The organism is Microcoleus sp. PH2017_34_RAT_O_A (assembly GCF_020737885.1).
In the GTDB taxonomy this organism is placed as follows: domain Bacteria; phylum Cyanobacteriota; class Cyanobacteriia; order Cyanobacteriales; family Microcoleaceae; genus Microcoleus.
On the sequence record NZ_JAEQDD010000081.1, the window covers coordinates 25,238 to 42,354 of the forward strand.

Annotated in this window: 16 protein-coding genes and 1 pseudogene; 13 read left to right on the forward strand and 4 right to left on the reverse strand. The window is 46.3% G+C overall.

The window, feature by feature from the left end:
• Window positions 1–92 precede the first annotated feature (92 nt).
• From acpS to JGK11_RS23750, 6 genes are all read left to right on the forward strand, one after another.
• Window positions 93–530 (forward strand): holo-ACP synthase, encoded by a 438-nt coding sequence (gene acpS / locus JGK11_RS23725; protein ID WP_293185589.1) that lies wholly within the window; start codon window positions 93–95, stop codon window positions 528–530.
• A gap of 42 nt (window positions 531–572) precedes the next feature.
• Window positions 573–842: a transcriptional coactivator PipX gene (pipX, locus tag JGK11_RS23730; protein ID WP_293185590.1), complete on the forward strand. Its 270-nt coding sequence runs from the start codon at window positions 573–575 to the stop codon at window positions 840–842.
• Window positions 843–984: 142 nt separating this feature from the next.
• The gene (locus JGK11_RS23735) at window positions 985–1,650 is read left to right on the forward strand and encodes a YggS family pyridoxal phosphate-dependent enzyme (RefSeq protein WP_293185591.1); all 666 of its coding nucleotides are present in this window, start codon (window positions 985–987) and stop codon (window positions 1,648–1,650) included.
• A 453-nt stretch (window positions 1,651–2,103) separates the two neighbouring features.
• Entirely contained in the window at window positions 2,104–2,748 is a 645-nt protein-coding gene (locus JGK11_RS23740; RefSeq protein ID WP_293187004.1) for a cell division protein SepF, read from the forward strand.
• Between the two features lie 312 nt (window positions 2,749–3,060).
• A complete protein-coding gene (proC, locus tag JGK11_RS23745) occupies window positions 3,061–3,906 on the forward strand; it encodes a pyrroline-5-carboxylate reductase (protein WP_293187006.1) in 846 nt (281 codons plus the stop codon).
• Between the two features lie 11 nt (window positions 3,907–3,917).
• Window positions 3,918–4,505 (forward strand): Uma2 family endonuclease, encoded by a 588-nt coding sequence (locus JGK11_RS23750; RefSeq protein ID WP_293187003.1) that lies wholly within the window; start codon window positions 3,918–3,920, stop codon window positions 4,503–4,505.
• A 281-nt stretch (window positions 4,506–4,786) separates the two neighbouring features.
• On the opposite strand, the gene plsY is transcribed toward JGK11_RS23750, so the two are convergent.
• The 4 genes from plsY to JGK11_RS23770 all read right to left on the reverse strand — a co-directional run bounded on the left by plsY (window position 4,787) and on the right by JGK11_RS23770 (window position 8,288).
• A complete protein-coding gene (gene plsY, locus JGK11_RS23755; protein ID WP_293187002.1) occupies window positions 4,787–5,467 on the reverse strand; it encodes a glycerol-3-phosphate 1-O-acyltransferase PlsY in 681 nt (226 codons plus the stop codon).
• Window positions 5,468–5,657: 190 nt separating this feature from the next.
• Window positions 5,658–6,977 carry a DUF3086 domain-containing protein gene (locus JGK11_RS23760; RefSeq protein ID WP_293187001.1) on the reverse strand — a complete coding sequence of 440 codons (1,320 nt, stop codon included), beginning with the start codon at window positions 6,975–6,977 and terminating at the stop codon, window positions 5,658–5,660.
• Between the two features lie 59 nt (window positions 6,978–7,036).
• Window positions 7,037–7,429, reverse strand: a complete 393-nt coding sequence (locus JGK11_RS23765) for a DUF3119 family protein (protein ID WP_293187000.1) — start codon at window positions 7,427–7,429, stop codon at window positions 7,037–7,039.
• Between the two features lie 64 nt (window positions 7,430–7,493).
• Window positions 7,494–8,288 carry an MlaE family lipid ABC transporter permease subunit gene (locus JGK11_RS23770; protein WP_293186999.1) on the reverse strand — a complete coding sequence of 265 codons (795 nt, stop codon included), beginning with the start codon at window positions 8,286–8,288 and terminating at the stop codon, window positions 7,494–7,496.
• A 184-nt stretch (window positions 8,289–8,472) separates the two neighbouring features.
• Here JGK11_RS23770 and JGK11_RS23775 point away from each other — a divergent pair, with 184 nt between their 5' ends.
• The 7 genes and pseudogenes from JGK11_RS23775 (at window position 8,473) to JGK11_RS23805 (ending at window position 17,042) form a co-directional block, all read left to right on the forward strand.
• A complete protein-coding gene (locus JGK11_RS23775) occupies window positions 8,473–8,760 on the forward strand; it encodes a hypothetical protein (RefSeq protein ID WP_293186998.1) in 288 nt (95 codons plus the stop codon).
• A 470-nt stretch (window positions 8,761–9,230) separates the two neighbouring features.
• Window positions 9,231–9,683: pseudogene (locus JGK11_RS23780) on the forward strand (Hsp20/alpha crystallin family protein); the annotation flags it as partial.
• Window positions 9,684–9,729: 46 nt separating this feature from the next.
• Window positions 9,730–10,011 carry a hypothetical protein gene (locus JGK11_RS23785; RefSeq protein WP_293186997.1) on the forward strand — a complete coding sequence of 94 codons (282 nt, stop codon included), beginning with the start codon at window positions 9,730–9,732 and terminating at the stop codon, window positions 10,009–10,011.
• Window positions 10,004–10,399 (forward strand): hypothetical protein, encoded by a 396-nt coding sequence (locus JGK11_RS23790; RefSeq protein ID WP_293186996.1) that lies wholly within the window; start codon window positions 10,004–10,006, stop codon window positions 10,397–10,399. The genes JGK11_RS23785 and JGK11_RS23790 overlap by 8 nt, the downstream gene beginning before the upstream one ends.
• A 226-nt stretch (window positions 10,400–10,625) precedes the next feature.
• Complete coding sequence (locus JGK11_RS23795; RefSeq protein ID WP_194011615.1) at window positions 10,626–11,027, forward strand: fasciclin domain-containing protein; 402 nt, start codon at window positions 10,626–10,628, stop codon at window positions 11,025–11,027.
• A gap of 204 nt (window positions 11,028–11,231) precedes the next feature.
• Entirely contained in the window at window positions 11,232–16,370 is a 5,139-nt protein-coding gene (locus JGK11_RS23800; protein ID WP_293213117.1) for a PAS domain S-box protein, read from the forward strand.
• Between the two features lie 444 nt (window positions 16,371–16,814).
• Window positions 16,815–17,042, forward strand: a complete 228-nt coding sequence (locus JGK11_RS23805) for a hypothetical protein (protein WP_293148799.1) — start codon at window positions 16,815–16,817, stop codon at window positions 17,040–17,042.
• Window positions 17,043–17,117 lie beyond the last annotated feature (75 nt).

Here is a 17,117-nt window from a genome sequence, read left to right on the forward strand (position 1 = left end):
TGGGAATTGGGAATTGGGAATTGGGAATTGGGAATCAATGATTCCACAGTGCTGCTAAAGTAATGGATGCAAATATTTAGAGATCCAAGACCTTGAACATCTATCTTGGGACAGATATAGTATATGTTCCGCGCATTCAAGCTGTATTAGACCGGTTTGGCGATCGCTTCCTGGAAAAAGTTTACACCCCGGCCGAACAAAGAGACTGCGGACAACTAAATTCTCAAGACAGCAGCATTAAAGGTAAAATGAACCGAGTTTCCTGCAACCAACTAGCGGGGCGATGGGCAGCAAAGGAAGCTGTTGTCAAAGCTCTAGGCACGGGATGGCGGGGAATACGGTATGCTGATGTCGAAATTCAGCGCTCCGAAAACGGTGCTCCTAACGTGCAACTGCACGGAACCGCCGCAGCACAAGCCTCTGTTTGGGGAAATTGTCAGTGGCAGTTGAGCCTCAGTCACGATGGAGACTATAGCATGGCTACCGCGATCGCCCTTTGCACCCCGCGATCGAGCGAAACTCAAATCTAAAATCTAAATCTTTAATCTAATATCGATCGATTGTGAGAGTGAATGACTACCGAAACCTACCTGAATCATCCAAACTTTGGCCTCCTCTTCAGGGTATCCCAGGTTGAAGACAGCCAAGAATTATTTACCACCCTATACGCCCAGCGCCTATTTTTCTTAGTAACCAACGGCCCTGGCGGCCTCAGATTCGATCCTATCAGTCGCTCCGACGCTCGCCTCATGGTCGAAATTCGCCTGCGAACCCTCCGTCGCAGCGGTCAATATCAGGAGTACGACCAATTGCAGGTCATTCACCAGCGCACCTTTCAATAGCCAAAATCGGTAATTGGCAATCGGTAATTGGTAATCGGTAATTGGTAATCGGTAATCGGTAATCGGTAATTGGTAATTGGTAACTTGGTAATTGATATCTGTCTTAATTGTCCTGCCCTACTGTCAAGAGCGTTGAGTACCCATGACCATTGCCTCTCGAATTAACAGCATTCGCCAACACTTGCCAGAATCAGTGCGGTTAATTGCCGTTACCAAACAGGTACCGACTGATGCTATCCGCCAAGCCTACGACGCGGGCATCCGAGATTTTGGCGAGAGCAAGGTTCAAGAGACTGCCGAAAAACAAAGCCAACTGCAAGATTTGCCGGATATCAACTGGCACTTGATCGGCCACTTGCAAGCCAACAAAGCAGCAAAGGCCCTAGAGCATTTCCAGTGGATTCACTCTATCGACAACTTAAAACTGGCTCAGAGGCTTTCGCGCATAGCTGGCGAAATGTCCTGCTCCCCGCAAGTCTGCCTGCAAGTGAAAATATTGCCAGATCCCGACAAATACGGGTGGAGCGTCCCCGAACTTCTTGCCGACCTCTGTGAACTCAATAAATGTCAGCATATCAAAATTCAAGGTTTGATGACAATACCTCCGGTGGGATTAGATGACTCGCAAATCCTAGAATTGTTTAACAGCACCCGCGAACTTGCTGACAAAATCCAGCAGCAAAATTTGCCAAACATTCAAATGCAGCAGCTCTCCATGGGGATGTCGGGAGATTATCATTTGGCAATTCAAGCAGGTGCTACTATGGTACGGCTAGGACAAACCTTATTTGGCTCTAGGAGGGGATAAATTGTTCAAATCTTCTGATAAGCACAACTTAGGTTAAATATAGAGGTTAACTTACAGGGCGAAATAGTTACCTAAACTTAATCAAAGCTTACTGGAAAAGATAAGTCTAGAATTGATATATAGCGGTTCTCAGAAAGATGAGGTACGTTGTTGGGCTTGGGCCCTCTTGGTTTCAGTGGTTATATAACCTGTCAGTCATACCTCACCTTTTTGAGAAGCGACCGCTAGAATTGTTTTTTGGATTAGGATGGGCTACATCCGAATTTACGCCTGTGGACAAGTTGCGAGCCGACTCCCTTGGGTGAAGCAGGAAGCAAACCCTTCAAGAGCAATCTTGATTGAATAGTGAGACTTGAGAAAGTTTAGCTAAGTTTTGTGTAGCAGTAGTTAACGACCCGCGGCTAACCCGCAACGCGAGTATAGTCGGGGCAGCACAGTCGTGAAGGAGCTTAAATGGTGAACATTTTTTCTAAGCTACGAGATTTTGTAGGCTTCAACAATGAGCCTGAATACGATTACGAGTACGACGAAACCGAAAGCGAGCGCTTTGCGAACGCCTACCAACAGCCTGAACCAAACTCCGCCACTTCCACTTCTGCTGCTGCTGTCGCCGCAGCAGAAGAAGAACGCCGCCAAAATCGCAGAATGCGGGAGCGGTCAGTAGTAGGATCGACAGGTACAGATGTTGTTGCACCAACCGGGGGAGTAGGATCAGTAATGAATAACGTGATTGGAATGCCTGGATCTATGAACGGGATTTCGGAAGTAGTAGTAATGGAGCCGCGCACTTTTGAAGAGATGCCGGCAGCAATTCGAGCTCTTAAAGAACGCAAATCTGTTGTTTTGAACCTAACGGTGATGGATCCAGACCAAGCGCAAAGAGCTGTGGACTTTGTGGCGGGCGGTACTTATGCCCTTGACGGTCATCAAGAGCGTATTGGCGAAAGCATTTTCTTGTTTACGCCTAGCTGCGTGCAAGTAAGAACTCAGTCTGGTGTGGTTCACGAAGTGCCCCCAGCTCAAGGCCGCCCGCGCCCTGCTGCGGCTGCTCCCGCACCGACAGTCTGGCCGGCTGAACAAGCTCAAATGGCTCAGTAGTCAGTTGACAGTTGACAGTTGACAGTTGATTCCGAAAGCTGTTGGCTGTTGACAGTTGACTCCAAAAGTTGTTGACAGAAATTCATTCAAAAAACCAGTATAGTAAGGTGCGTCGCTACCAGATGAGAAATGGAAGTTTTAGATAGTCGAAAGTGACGCATCCTACAAACAACGCACTGTTAACTAATAACTAATAACTAATAACCAATAACTAATAACTAATAACTAATAACCAATAACCAATAACCAATAACTAATAACTAATAACTAATAACCAATAACCAATAACCAATAACCAATAACCAATAACCAATAACTATGATAAAATTTGGTACGATCGGCGGCGGAGTAATGGGAGAAGCTCTCTTATCCCGCTTAATAGCACAAAAAGTTTATTTACCATCAGAAATATTGGTGAGCGATCCGCAACCGCAACGGCGCGAATTTTTGACGGCAACCTACGGAATTGGAACAACAGCCAGCAATCTAGAAGTTGCTACCGCTACAGAAGTGCTGTTTTTGGCGATTAAACCGCAAATTTTTGAGAAAGTAGCTTTGGAATTGGCCGTGGGGATCGATCGCCAACAAGCAAATAATGGAGAAACAGCTAATTCTCAGCCAGAAGCTGCGATCGTGTCGATTTTGGCAGGAGTTCCCCTGAGCAAGCTCGAAGCAGCGTTTCCGGGGCGAGTAGTGCTGCGGGTGATGCCAAATACTCCGGCAACGGTAGGCGCGGGAATGAGTGCGATCGCCCCAGGAAAACTTGTGCAACCAGCCGATTTAGAATTGGTAAAGCGGATCTTTGAGGCTGTGGGAGAAGTGGTCGAAGTGCCCGAAAGTATGCTGGATGCGGTGACAGGGCTTTCGGGTTCCGGCCCTGGTTATGTGGCGATTTTTATCGAAGCCTTGACAGATGGCGGAGTTTGTGCTGGACTGCCGCGGGCGATCGCCTCCCAATTAGCCATCCAAACAGTATTCGGTACAGCGAAGCTATTGCAAGAAACGGGGATGCACCCAGCAGAATTGAAAGATCGGGTGACAAGTCCCGGCGGCACAACTATTGCCGGAATTGCTAAATTAGAGAGCAGTGGCTTTCGTTCTGCCGCGATCGAAGCAGTGAAAGCAGCTTGTTTGCGCTCTCAAGAATTAGGGAAATAGGTGTTAATGCCATGATGACTTTAAAATTAGATTTAAGTCCGTGGATCGAGTTAACAGACGATCAGTTTTACGAACTGTGCCAACATCACCGCGATTATAAATTTGAACGAAATGCCAAAGGAGAACTGCTGATGGTTCCACCGACGGGAGGAGAAACGGGAAATCGCAATATGGATTTATCCTATCAACTGCAATCCTGGAGTCGCCGAAATCCAAATTTAGGAATTGCTTTTGATTCTTCTACTTGCTTTAAACTGCCAAATGGTGGTAATCGCTCTCCCGATGCTTCTTGGGTAAAACGCGAAAGGTGGGAAGCTTTAACTGCTGAGGAAAGAAGAAAATTTCCCCCACTGTGTCCTGATTTTGTTGTGGAATTGCGCTCTCCTACTGATTCTATCAAAGAAACGCGAGAAAAAATGCAGGAATATCGGGAAAATGGCGCTTGTTTGGGGTGGTTGATTGACCCGCAAACCCGGAGTGTGGAGATTTATAGGAGCGATCGAGAAATAGAAATATTGCAGTCTCCTGTTACGCTCTCAGGGGAAGATATTTTGCCCGGATTTGTGCTGGAATTACGGTCTGTTATGGGGACTAATTGATATCTAATCCGCTAACTAGGGAATTATACCACAGTGCGATTCTCCTCGCTCGCGAGGATGACAGCCGCGAGATATAGCCTTTCTAAGTAACAGTGCGGTGCTCATAGGGTATGGGCATTGACCAAATAGGGCGAAGCGGAGGGATTGGGCGAAGCGAAGCGGAGGGATTGGGCATACCTCATTTATTTGAGAAAGGCTATATTAAGCTCACACTGCATTCGGAATGATATTATTCCTATGACAGCAGAAACGATATAAAAAGCGATCGCACTCTGGTCTAATTACTCGCTAGCTGCTGTTTCCAATTTCTGTCCAATTTTCGGTTCAGTACCGTTCAACAGACGCTGAATATTGCTGCGGTGCCGCACGATTACAAATACGCCGCCCGCCAGTCCAAACAATACATAAGCTAGCGGCTGATTTAACACAAACATCAATCCAGCTACGCTAATTGATCCGACAATCGAACTCAAAGAAACAATTCGCGACACCGCAAAAACTATTCCAAAAATTCCGAAAGTTCCCAACCCAACTGGCCAGTACAAACCGAGCAAAACTCCCAAACTCGTCGCCACAGATTTGCCGCCGGTAAATCCCAGCCAGATTGATTTGCTGTGGCCCAAAACTGCAAATAAACCCGCTAAAGTTGCCATCCAAGGAATGACTGTTGCTGTATTTTCTAAATGGGCGCCGATCGCGAGCTGACTGGTAAACTCTAGAGAGTAGATGTAGCGGATCAGAGCGATCGCACTTACGCCCTTCAACACATCAACCAGCAACACCGCCAACCCCGGCCCCTTCCCCAAAGTCCTGAGTACATTAGTCGCCCCCGTCGAACCAGAACCTACTTCCCGAATATCAATCCCCAGCATCCATTTACCCAAAGCGTACCCAGTTGGAATCGAACCCAGCAAGTAAGCTGCGATTAACAATGCTGCATTTAAACTCAACCACACACCCATAATAAATTCCCTCTTTCATTACTTTTGAGGACTAAAGTCCTCACTACAAACTTAACGATTATTCTTTAATCTCCCGCCCTCTGACATCTCCCTAAATTAATTTTTAGTTATTGGATAGCAAGAAATTAAAACTAATTTCTGAAGATGTCTTTTCTTCCTTCTTCCTTCTTCCTTCTTCCTTCTTCCTTCTTTAAAAATCCTTAGAAGTCGTTAAAGTTTGCGGATCGGAAGCAAAGGCCAACCACAGCGGAAATTGCAGCATCGACAAACTGATTAAATCTTCTGTTTCGTCTATCACAATTAAAGGCAACTTACCATCTCTCACGAGTCGATCGGCTTTTTGGGCCAAAGCCTCCGCAGACTCAAACATAATAATGCCACCTTCCGGGCCAAAATCGGTGCGAGTAATCCCCAAACAATCCTGCAAACCCCGGCGCCACTCACCCAAACGTTCGGGACTGTTCGCGAGCACCAATGTCCGCACCCGTGGGCCGTAGACGCTTCTGAGTACAGAAATAATCGTCGAACTAATCAAGATATTTTGCAACCGCGAACCCATTGTTCGCAATGCACCCCTTCCTCCTTGGGTGAAAAACCAGTTAGAAACTCGTTCGGCGTGGATGGGCTCAAAAGTGCGCCGGAGTTGCCAAGGCGGGCCGTAATAGTCGGGGAGAGTGCGATATTGGTCTAGGGTGCGGCGAATTTGTTTGGCTTGTTCTTGAAATCCTTGTTCAGCAAATCTGGGATTTACGGGGGAAGAGGATTGAGACTCCTCAACAGAGATTTGCTTGGAAGTTTCTTGCACCGGCGGCGTCATATCTAAGAGTTCGGCGGTAGCTGCTAAATCCTGCAAACTGCCGACTAGATAGTCTTTGAAACCTTGAACTCTGATTGCTAAATCTTGGGAAACTCCGGCGAAAGTAGTTCGCATTTCCTTTTGAATTCGATCGCGCCTGCGTTCGAGTTTTTCTACTTCAATTTGCAGCGCTTGTTTGCGATGATCTAGCTGTATCAAGCCGTCTTGTACCAAACGCCCGATCGATGCTTGAGCCTCGCCCAATGCTTCTAACGCCTTAGCTTTGTCAGCTTCCAAGGTGGCAATTCTGGCGGTCAAATCTTGTTCTTGCTGTTGCAATGCTTTGACTCTATTTGCCAAACTTTCGGTAACATTTTCTGGTACGGGCGTTACCGTTTCTGCGGTTGCTGTTGGCTGGGAGTCTGTTTCGGGTTCGATTCGATCGATCGCACTTTCAGATTCGCTATCCTCAGTTTCTGGCGAACTTTGGGCAATCGCGCCCGCTTCGTCCACCACAGGGGTGATTTGGGGGTTTTCCTCGTCCCAGGGGTCTATTTCGGGAGGAATTTGCGATGTGAGATCGTTTTGGGCGATCGACAATTTCCGTATTTGAGATGGCAATTGGTTTTCCGTCTCATTCACGGGCAAATTTGGTTCGCCATCAGCGGCTGGTTGCGATTGCGGTTTTTGGGTGGGAGATTCGTCTGAATTCATAGGAAATTTGTTCGGCGTGGGGCACAGAAGAAGTTAAAAATTTAAAATTAACAACTTGTTTAGTCTTGACGGGGACAGCGCTGTTCTAAGCAGGTCTGTAGCATTTTACGATCGAACAGAACCGGCAGAAAGTGAATGCTGTTAATTTCTTTGAAATAGAACAAAATCGGCACAGCAGGCCAAAATATCCGCCAATTTTGCCATTGTCGGTAAGGAAAGCGGCGGATTAAGTTTTGCGATCGATAAATGTCCAAATCCGTTGGAGTAAACTGTAGCCGGATAGTGGCGGCTTGGTACATCAGAAACAAGCCGAACACCGAAAGCGGCAAACTCACCCACTTCTGCACGAACAGCAGCGGTACAGAGGCCAGTACCAGCACTAGGGGAATCGCATAACTCGGTGCAAGTTCGATCGTATCTGTGGGCGCAGTCCCAGAGGTAGTTGTAGTCACGGGTTTAAATCAGGGGGTAGTAAAGTAATGTTGCCAATTATTTATATTTTATCCATTTCCTAGCTTACAAGCCTTTGAGTACGCTAGAGCCAGTACCCTGAAACATCAGCCAAGTCAGGAAAAAGTTAACAATAAAAATAGCCAGCAAAGCCGTCACCACCGCTGTGGTAGTCGATTGGCCGACGCCTTTGGCGCCGCCGGTAGTCGTCAAACCCCAGCTAGTGCCGATGACAGCAATCAAACCACCGAACACAAAAGCCTTAATACCAGCGCTGCAAATGTCCCACAGACTCAGGAAATGGCGGACTGATTCTAAAAACACATTTTGAGAGATGCCGTACATTGTCGTCGCAATCAGCATCCCGCCGGCGATGCCCGTGACGAGGGACAATATTGTCAGAATTGGCAGCATCAAGCAGCAAGCTAAAACGCGGGGAATTACTAAATAGTCGATCGGGTCTGTTCTGAGCATCAGCATGGCATCTATCTGCTCTGTGACTTGCATCGTGCCAATTTCCGCAGCAAAAGCCGAACCAACCCGTCCCGTAACGATTACGGCTGTTAACACCGGGCCGAGTTCGCGAGTCAAAGACAAAGCCAAAACGCCACCGACGACATTACCGGCACCGAGGTTAATAAACTCCCTGGCTACCTGAACCGTAAATACCATGCCGACAAAACCCGCAGTCAGCAAAGAAATCAGCAGCGATTCCGGGCCAACTGCTGCCATTTGGTCAAGGGTGTTGCGACGGTTAATTTTGCGAGTTAGCAAGTGCAGCATGACTTGGCCGCCCAATAAAATGGCTGCCAGTAACCGCTGACTCCACAAACTGAGGCTTGATGGTGTAGTTGTGCTCAAGGGACTTTGACTGTAGAACAACTGCAAAAATGAAATCTATCTACAAATCTTAAACAAGTTTCTTCTCTAAGATTTAAGATTTCTGACAGAATTGGCCACTGAGGGCGATCGCTGCCTATCGTAGAAAAGGACAAGTTTATTTTACTTGCACCTTTCGGCAGTTTAGCTGAATTTACTGACTCTTATGAGCATATTTCCTAATTTTCTTCGCTCTTTACTGCTGACGGGCCTCTTGAGCTTTGTCGCTCCCTTATTGTTAATCGGCGCGGGATTGACTAGCTTTTCGTTGATCGGTCTTGTGCCTGCTTTGCAAGCAGTCGGTCGTTCTGGAGAAGACCAGATTTTGCAGTTTTTAGCCACTTTCGGCAGCGGCTGTCCTCTCCAGGGATTTTTGGTGATTGGTCTAGCTTTTAGTTTAGTGGGTGCTTTGTTTGATACCTACGCTTCTTATCAGCATTCACGGTGGGGTTAATGGTGTTTCTATTTGAAATCTGGGATTTGAGATTTTAGGTGGGGAATTCTCGATCGCGCATCTAAAATCTCAAATTGTTGGGTTGCGCTGCGCTTGAATCGCGCCGCCTGCTGCGAAAAATTCTAGATGGAATTTCCTCGTCCTTTGATTCAGCAGTGGAGTCAAATCTTAAATCGACTGACTTCGCCTAAAAACGGATACTTGCTTTCCCACAGGAGTCGTGGAGAGCCAAAATGAGAGAGTTCAGTTCCAGCTACCAGATTCATCAGTCGAGTCACTGCTAAAATCTAAAATCTAAAATCTAAAATTGTTGGGCTGGCTCAGCATTAACCATCGCAAATGTTCGGAAATGCGATCGGCAAATTCCAGAAAACCGCATCCCACAGTTTCTGGATCTTAAATATATTAGATACAGGTTGAATCAAGTGTTTCTCAACCTTTAGAAACTTAAGAGATTTGAGGTATCAATTATGGCACTTATTCGTTGGGAACCTTTGCGGGAAATGGACTCCTTGCAGCGAGAAATGAATCGGTTGTTTGATAGCTTAACTCCGGCAACCGATCGCGCATCTAACGGTGTGGCTTTTGTACCGGCCGCCGAACTCGATGACCAAGAATTTCACAGGTGGTATCCGCCACGTGATTTATCCGTGGAATCAATCCCAAATCGAAAATCTAAAATCCTCTCTTCCCCCGAATTTATCCGTGGGGTCGCCTCTAAAATCTAAAATACTCCTGAAGCCATCCACCTTAAGTTAGAAATTCCGGGCATGGAAGCTTACGGTTCCTTCCGCCGGGTGATTCCCCTACCTGCACGAGTTCAAAATGACAGCGTACAAGCTGAGTACAAAAATGGGGTTTTAAACCTGACTTTGCCTAAAGCGGAAGCGGAAAAGAACCGCGTAGTCAAAGTTGAACTAGGGAGTTGGATGAAATGGAACTGCATCGGAATTTGGAGACTTAACCGGAATGACTCGCCAAGAAGTCGATGACTTTTTGCGTGGACTGGGTGCAGAAATCAGAACTACTAGAGATGGCTATGTTGCATATAAATTTCTGGATAAGTCAACACTCGCGATCCGTCCTAACGGTGAAGTGATTAGAACGCCAGCACCGAAATATGCCTCAGACGGCAGAAATATCAACAAAGGTTTCCGTCTCGATCGAGATGGTCATTTATTGCGAACGCGAGACGAATTTGGCAATTTCATTCCAGGTACTCACAATACGGGAGAAAAATTAAATGAATGATTGGAAGGATGACTATAACTTACTTGGTTTGGGTGGTTTTACATCTTTAATTACCAATGTCAAGGTCTCTTCGTGGGGAAACGAGGTATCGATCGAATGCGTCTACAATCCAGAAGAAAGATTGCCTTATGTTCTGGCATTTAAGGACTGTCGCGATATCGGGTGGACTGTACACGATGAAGAGGAAGTTGGCGAACTTGAAGCAGAATTTTTAGGAATTTCTTTGGGCGAACCGGAACACCGCAAGCCTGCTGTAATTACTACAGACATTTTTGAAATTTCAATTTTGTACGGCAGTTTCAGCATTTACAAGGAAGAAAACCTAAATTCTGAAATAGCAGATTTAGCAACAGAGATCTTGGTATCCCAACCGCAAGCAGTCTTGTAGCAATTTCAAAGTATCGCGCCGTTAAAGTGCAAATTGGTTAGTAATTTTATGTGTAAAATAACCATTATTAGGTTCGTAGTGAGGACTTCAGTCCGCAAAAAAAGAGAGGACTGAAGTCCGAACGATCAAACGAATTACAAAATTTTCAACAAATACAGTAGGTATTGTTGCACGCATCAGTTTACGATACTTAATAGAACTTTTTTGCCAAACGAGGTAGAACCAAATGCCTGATATTGTTGATATTGCCGTAGGTGCGGGTTCGTTCCAAACCCTGGTAACGGCGGTGCAAGTAGCTAATTTAGTAGATGCGCTCAAAAGTCCGGGCCCTTTCACTGTCTTTGCACCTACTGACGATGCTTTTGCGAAATTGCCACCGGGAACTATCACAACCCTAGTGCAGAATGTCCCCCAACTGAGCAGGATTTTGATGTTTCACGTCGTCTCCGGCAAGTTTATGAAGGCAGATTTGGCAAAACTCGGTTTTGTTACTTCCTTAGAAGGTTCGCCGATTAAAATTGATTGTTCAGACGGTTTTGAGGTGAAGAATGCTACTGTTGTCGCGGCCGATATCGAAGCTGACAACGGTGTCATTCACGTGATCGATAACGTGATTTTAATGGGATAATTTCGCCTTTAAACCTCGCTGCTGGAGCGAAGCAGGTGCCTTGCGGTGTCGCTTCGCTCCCGATCGCGCTTTTGGTTTTTTAGCAATTAAAAGTTATATAAATATAAAAAAGTTGTCTTTTTGCCGGATGTATTTTAAGATGATTGTTTAAAAAACTTTGAAGATGAATAATTATAATATAAGGAAACCAGTGTGGTGAGCACTATGCAAATCCTAGCCGCCAGCCTCAAGGCCAAAGTCCGCCAGCGTACCTTGGAACTGCAAGTTCTCAACGAACTTACGGAGAATGTACAACTTGCTGCGGTTGCTGATGAAATTTGGTCTGCTTGTCTGGCACATCTCGGGCGCCTGATTCCTGCTGAGACGATCCTCTTCGAGGGCTTCGCTAACGCACTTTTAACTCTACCGGACGATCGCATCTACCTGCAACACTTACACCCGTTAACTGAATCGGTCAAATCTGAAATAGCAGCCTGCTTGCAAGCTACTCGCACCCAATGGCTGGCCGGAAGTCGAGACTGGGCGTACAACATCGCTGGCGGGCCAATTGCTCAGTTTAAGTCGGTGTTGATGGCACCGGCTAACCCGGAGGACAGTGAAGAATTGTTGGGAGTATTTTTCATCGGTGCAGAGCAGGGAACTGCTTTTAATTTTGAACACCTTTGTTTGCTCCACACTGTCGCTCAAATTTGTGTTAAATCGTTAACTAATTTAGCAGCTAAACAGACGGATGTCAAGGGAACTGTTCAAAATAATTTTGCTCTAGATGGGTCAAGCCAAGAGCTATTGTTGCGGGCTTTAATGGACGGTGCGCCGGATAGAGTTTTTGCGAAAGATCGAAATTTTAGATACATTTTTGTCAATCAAAGTTTTGCTGCATATTTGGGGAAAAAGGTTGAAGAAATTATTGGCAAAGATGATATCGAATTAGGTTTCTCAGAACCAGCAGTATTTGGCGATCGCCACGGCTCAATTAGAGGCATTCGCGAGGACGATCGAGCTGTGCTGGGGGGGGAGACGGTTCGCAATCCCTACCAGGCGATCGCCTGTGCAGGTGGCAAACAGCAGGTCTTTGACACGCAAAAACTGCCCCTGCGCGATGCGGATGGCAGTATATTTGGGATTTTGGGTATTTCTCGGGAGATTGCTCAATTGCAGGCGACAGATGAAGCCCGGAATCAAAGCCAAGCCAAACTGCAAAAAATTACTGCTAGCGTACCCGGTACGGTATATCAAGTTGACTTGCATCTAGATGGCTCGATAGCCTTCTCGTTTGTGAGCGCGGGCTGCCGAGAATTGTATGAAATAGAACCGGAGGTGGCTCAGCAGGATATTCGTGCAATTGTTGACATGATTCATCCCGAAGATAGAGATGATTTTCGGAACTCGGTAAGGCTGGCTGCGGAAAATTTGCAGCCTTGGCGGTGGGAAGGCAGAATTATCACTCCCTCTGGAAAACTTAAATGGATTCAAGGGGCTGCACAACCGGAAATGCAAGGATCGGGAGAGATAGTTTATTATGGCTTGTTCACGGATATTAGCGATCGCAAACAAGCTGAGTTAAAACTGCAACTTTATCAAGAAATATTTTTAAAGTCTAACGATGCGATCGCCATTTTAGACCCGCAAGGCTATTATTTGGAAACAAATCAAGCTCACACGGCTTTGCTGGGTTACAGTGAATCAAAATTGTGGGGTAAAACCCCTGCAATTCATACGGGAGAAGAGACATTTGCATCGGTGCTGCAAATCTTGGTCGCAACAGGGAGTTACCGAGGCGAAATGACCTGTGTTAAGGATTTGCAAGGGGGAATAGTTGAGGTGGAACTTTCGGCTTTTGCGGTTCTCAATGATGCTGGGGAAGTAGTTTGTTACGTCAGCGTCAAAAGGGATATCACCGAACGCAAGCAAGCTGAGGAAAAACTCAAACTTTACCGAGAAATATTTTTAAACTCCAACGATGCGATGGTGATTATCGATGCTGATGGGTTTTTCCTGGAACAAAATCGCGCTCACCAATCGCTATTAGAATATACAGACGCCGAATTAGAAATAGAAACGCCGCCGCTGGTGGCGGGGGAACGCTTTTCTGCGATTTCCAAAAGTTTAGCGAAAACTGGAACTTTTCGGGGCGAAATTACTAACTTTACTAAAAAAGGTCGCACGCTGGCGATCGAGGTGGCGGCATACTCTGTGATTAACAACAGCGGCGATATAATTTGTCACGTCTGCGTTAAGCGCGATATTACTGAACGCAAAAAAGGTGAAGAAGAACGACAAAAATTTGTGTCGCTGATTGAAAATAGCAGCGATTTTATTGGTATGGCTACTCTCGAAGGGCAAACGCTGTTTGTTAATGAAGCCGGACGAAAACTGGTGGGAATAGAGAATATTTCGGAATTGCTTTATACGGAAATATGGGATTATATCGGCGAAACTTTTAAACAGGAATTTAGTCAAGAGATTTTGCCAAAAATTATCAGTCAGGGTCAGTGGCAAGGAGAAGGTAAAATGCAGCACTTGCGTACTGGAAAACACATTGATGTTGTGATGAATGCTTTTCTGGTCAAGCACCCTCAAACCAGCGAACCGCTGTGCTTTGCTGCGGTAATTCGCGATGTCACAGAACGCAAGCAAGCTGAAAGAATGCTGCTGGAACAGGCAGAACAGGAACGGCTAGTTTCGGCGATCGCCCAGCGAGTGCGACAGTCTCTCAACCTCACTCAAACTCTGAGCACGGCTGTACAAGAGGTACGGCAATTACTGGCAACCGATCGCACGGTAATTTATCGTTTTGATTCCGATGACACAGGGATTGTGGTTGTCGAATCTGTAGGATCTGATTGGATGCCTATGCTGGGCAGAAAACTTCAGGAAAAATCTTTTGGGGAAAGTTACAAAGCGATGTACCGGGCTGGCAAGATTCAAGCAGTTGAAGATATTTATAATGCTAATTTGAGCCAGATTCACCGAGATTTACTGGTGAAATTGCAGGTAAGGGCTAATTTAGTTGTACCAATTTTTATCGGCGACGAAAGTCAGGAATTAGCAATAGAATATTCGCCAGAAACTCCTAGAATTAAGTCGCAGATCGAGAGTTTGGACAAGCGTCAAAATCGGTTGTGGGGGTTGCTGGTTGCCCACCAGTGCAGTGCCCCGCGCGCTTGGACTGATTCTGAGGTGGATTTGCTGGGAAGGTTGAGCGTGCAGTTGGCGATCGCCATTCAGCAATCTACTCTGTTTGAGCAAGCGCAGCAAGCCCGAGAAGCCGCTTTGGAAGCGTCTCGAATGAAGTCACTATTTTTAGCAAATATGAGTCACGAAATCCGCACTCCGATGAATGGAGTGATGGGGATGACAGATTTGCTGCTGAAAACAAATCTTACTCCCGAACAGCTAGACTTTGTGCAGACGCTGAAACTCAGCGGTCAAAATTTGCTGTCCATCATTAACGATATTCTTGACCTTTCCAAACTGGAAGCTGGAGAAATGCGCTTAGAAACCATCGAATTTGACCTCAGTATCTGTCTGGATGAAGTGCTGGATTTGTTGGCAACTCCCGCACAAACTAAAGGTATAGAATTGGTGGCGCTGATTGATACCGACGTGCCGCTGCAAATTAAAGGGGATGCAGCACGATTGCGGCAAATCCTCACTAATTTAATTAACAATGCGATTAAGTTCACGGAAGCAGGAGAAATAGTAATTGAGGTTTCAACTGGCAGGATTCCTGGGATATTGGCAGCCAGCGACGACCAGAAAAAATTAGAGAATATCCAACCATTAAAACTAGGAATCAATCGCTCGCTATTCCTACTGTTCAAGGTCACAGATACAGGGATTGGGATTGCTGCCGAAGACCAAAAAAAGCTGTTTCAATCTTTTACTCAAGTTGATGCTTCTACTACGAGAAAGTACGGTGGAACAGGTTTGGGTCTGGCTATTTCTAAGCAGTTGGTGGAGCTGCTAGGGGGTAAAATTGGTGTGGAAAGTACCCCCGGTAAAGGCTCGACTTTTTGGTTTACTGTGCCGGCACTTAAGGAAAATTTAACTGGGGCTGGGACAGCGTGCTCAGTGAATTTGCAAACGGTGCTGGCGGGGCAGAAAATGTTAGTTGCTAGCGACAAGCCCACAGTGCGAAAAGTGCTGCTGAGAATGGCTGTTTTGTGGGGGATGGAAGTTGATGAGGTTGAGAATGGTTGGATGGCGATCGCATCTCTGTACAAAGCTGTCAGCATAAAATCCCCTTACGATATTGTTTTGGTTGATATTCAGTTGCCGGAAATGGTGGCGGGAAGTCTGGAACGTTTGATGATTGCTGAGCCGGCAATGCAGCAGACGCATTGGGTGGTGCTGACTTCAATTACTCAGACATCGGAGGCTAAACGTTTGGTAGATATTGGTTTTAGCGGTTATTTAACTAAACCTGTGAAAGCTCACCGGCTGTTTGAGTGCTTGGTAAATGCGATCGCCCCGGGTGCAGTGGTTGACTCGCGGCTGGCAAATCCAACGACAAATCCAGACTCCTCTATTGACAACCGGGAGTTAGCTAGCTTAAAGATTTTGTTAGTTGAAGATACTCCGATCAATCAAAAAGTTGGTCTGAATCAACTCAAGGTTTTGGGATGTGCGGCGGATGTGGCAAATAACGGCGCTGAGGCGCTATCGATGCTGGCTATCAAAAAGTATGACATTGTGCTGATGGACTGTCAGATGCCGATTTTGGACGGTTACGAAGCTACGCTGGAATTGCGCCGCATGGAAGCGACAGGCACTGCTGCTGGTTCGAGGGAGCCCGATCGCAAGACGGTGGTGATTGCGATGACGGCAAATGCTTTGAAGGGCGATCGGGAAAAGTGTCTGGCGGCGGGTATGGATGATTATATTAGCAAACCTATTTCCATCGAAAAGTTAAAATCTGTACTAGAAAATTGGTCGGTACAGTTAAAAGTTGAAATTCCTCAGTTTAAGGGTGAGCAAGTCCAAAACTCTGCTTCGGATCTAGAATGCGTAGTTGATATGGCACGCTTGCACGAAATTGCGGGCACTGATTTAGATTTTGAGCGGGAAATATTGCAAGCTTTTGTGGTGGATACTAGCAGTTATTTAGAATCTGCTAAAAGTGCGATCGCCTCGGGAGACTTGGAGACACTGGCCCGCCGCGCGCATCAAATTAAAGGTGTCAGCGCTACGGCGGCGGTGCGGTTAATGCCCCAGATGGCTGCTCAGCTTCAAACTCTGGCCGAATCCAACGATTTGGAGGGCGCTACGAAAATCATCGCTGAATTAGAAATAATTCTAGCGGGGGTTAAAAAGTTGGCCGCTGCTGAATTATCTGCTTAATCGCTCAATTTTCTCAGGACGGCGGTTGGAAACCGCATCTACACAAACGATGTCCGCCTCCGCGGACTCCGCCTCCGCGGACTAAGAAATATGGAATTTGAGAGAATGTGCGTGCGATGGATGGATCCCCGCTACGCTACGACTCTTCAACCCGCGTCGGCGGGTTTTGTTTGTGTAGACGCGGTTTCAACCGCCCGGTCTTTATGTAAAGATTCTTAATTTTTTATCAAGATATTTATCTGTATGTGACGAGATTGGAAATTCTTATAACATCTTGTGTGTTGTAGCTTTTGACACTACTATATTAAGTTATTGTGGTCAAATATAAAATAATCATTAAGCCGATGACAAGACGGCTAATTTTCGTCTATCGGCTTGAAACACTAAGACCAACCCATCGCCCAGCCAGCCCACTAAGTGCGTATTTACGCTCAACGAGGTTTTATGACTCCAGTCATGTTACGCCAACTCTGGTCATTAATTGAAACCACCCAAGCGACTCTGTTAGTCAATTTGGACGATGCCACCCTGGTACAGTGGCTGTTGAAGCAATTGAAGATGAACTCTGCGCTCAATGGCAACGAAACAGATTTGTTGAACGAGTACATCGAGTCTCGGCTGTCGCTAATCCGCGATTTAGCCGAGCAGCGCCTAGCACCAGAGCGGTTCTGAGCGCATTAAATCAAAATTGGATAAATATTACAGGAAAGGTCGATCGCCCGCAGCGGGCAAAAAAATAATAGGCGG

What these genes read in the sequence shown, in the direction of transcription:
- pipX (WP_293185590.1), top strand. Translation starts at nt 573, where the DNA reads ATGACTACCGAAACCTACCTGAATCATCCAAACTTTGGCCTCCTCTTC.
- JGK11_RS23735 (WP_293185591.1), top strand. Translation starts at nt 985, where the DNA reads ATGACCATTGCCTCTCGAATTAACAGCATTCGCCAACACTTGCCAGAA.
- JGK11_RS23740 (WP_293187004.1), top strand. Translation starts at nt 2,104, where the DNA reads ATGGTGAACATTTTTTCTAAGCTACGAGATTTTGTAGGCTTCAACAAT.
- JGK11_RS23750 (WP_293187003.1), top strand. Translation starts at nt 3,918, where the DNA reads ATGATGACTTTAAAATTAGATTTAAGTCCGTGGATCGAGTTAACAGAC.
- plsY (WP_293187002.1), bottom strand. Translation starts at nt 5,467, where the DNA reads ATGGGTGTGTGGTTGAGTTTAAATGCAGCATTGTTAATCGCAGCTTAC.
- JGK11_RS23760 (WP_293187001.1), bottom strand. Translation starts at nt 6,977, where the DNA reads ATGAATTCAGACGAATCTCCCACCCAAAAACCGCAATCGCAACCAGCC.
- JGK11_RS23775 (WP_293186998.1), top strand. Translation starts at nt 8,473, where the DNA reads ATGAGCATATTTCCTAATTTTCTTCGCTCTTTACTGCTGACGGGCCTC.
- JGK11_RS23785 (WP_293186997.1), top strand. Translation starts at nt 9,730, where the DNA reads ATGACTCGCCAAGAAGTCGATGACTTTTTGCGTGGACTGGGTGCAGAA.
- JGK11_RS23790 (WP_293186996.1), top strand. Translation starts at nt 10,004, where the DNA reads ATGAATGATTGGAAGGATGACTATAACTTACTTGGTTTGGGTGGTTTT.
- JGK11_RS23795 (WP_194011615.1), top strand. Translation starts at nt 10,626, where the DNA reads ATGCCTGATATTGTTGATATTGCCGTAGGTGCGGGTTCGTTCCAAACC.
- JGK11_RS23800 (WP_293213117.1), top strand. Translation starts at nt 11,232, where the DNA reads ATGCAAATCCTAGCCGCCAGCCTCAAGGCCAAAGTCCGCCAGCGTACC.
- JGK11_RS23805 (WP_293148799.1), top strand. Translation starts at nt 16,815, where the DNA reads ATGACTCCAGTCATGTTACGCCAACTCTGGTCATTAATTGAAACCACC.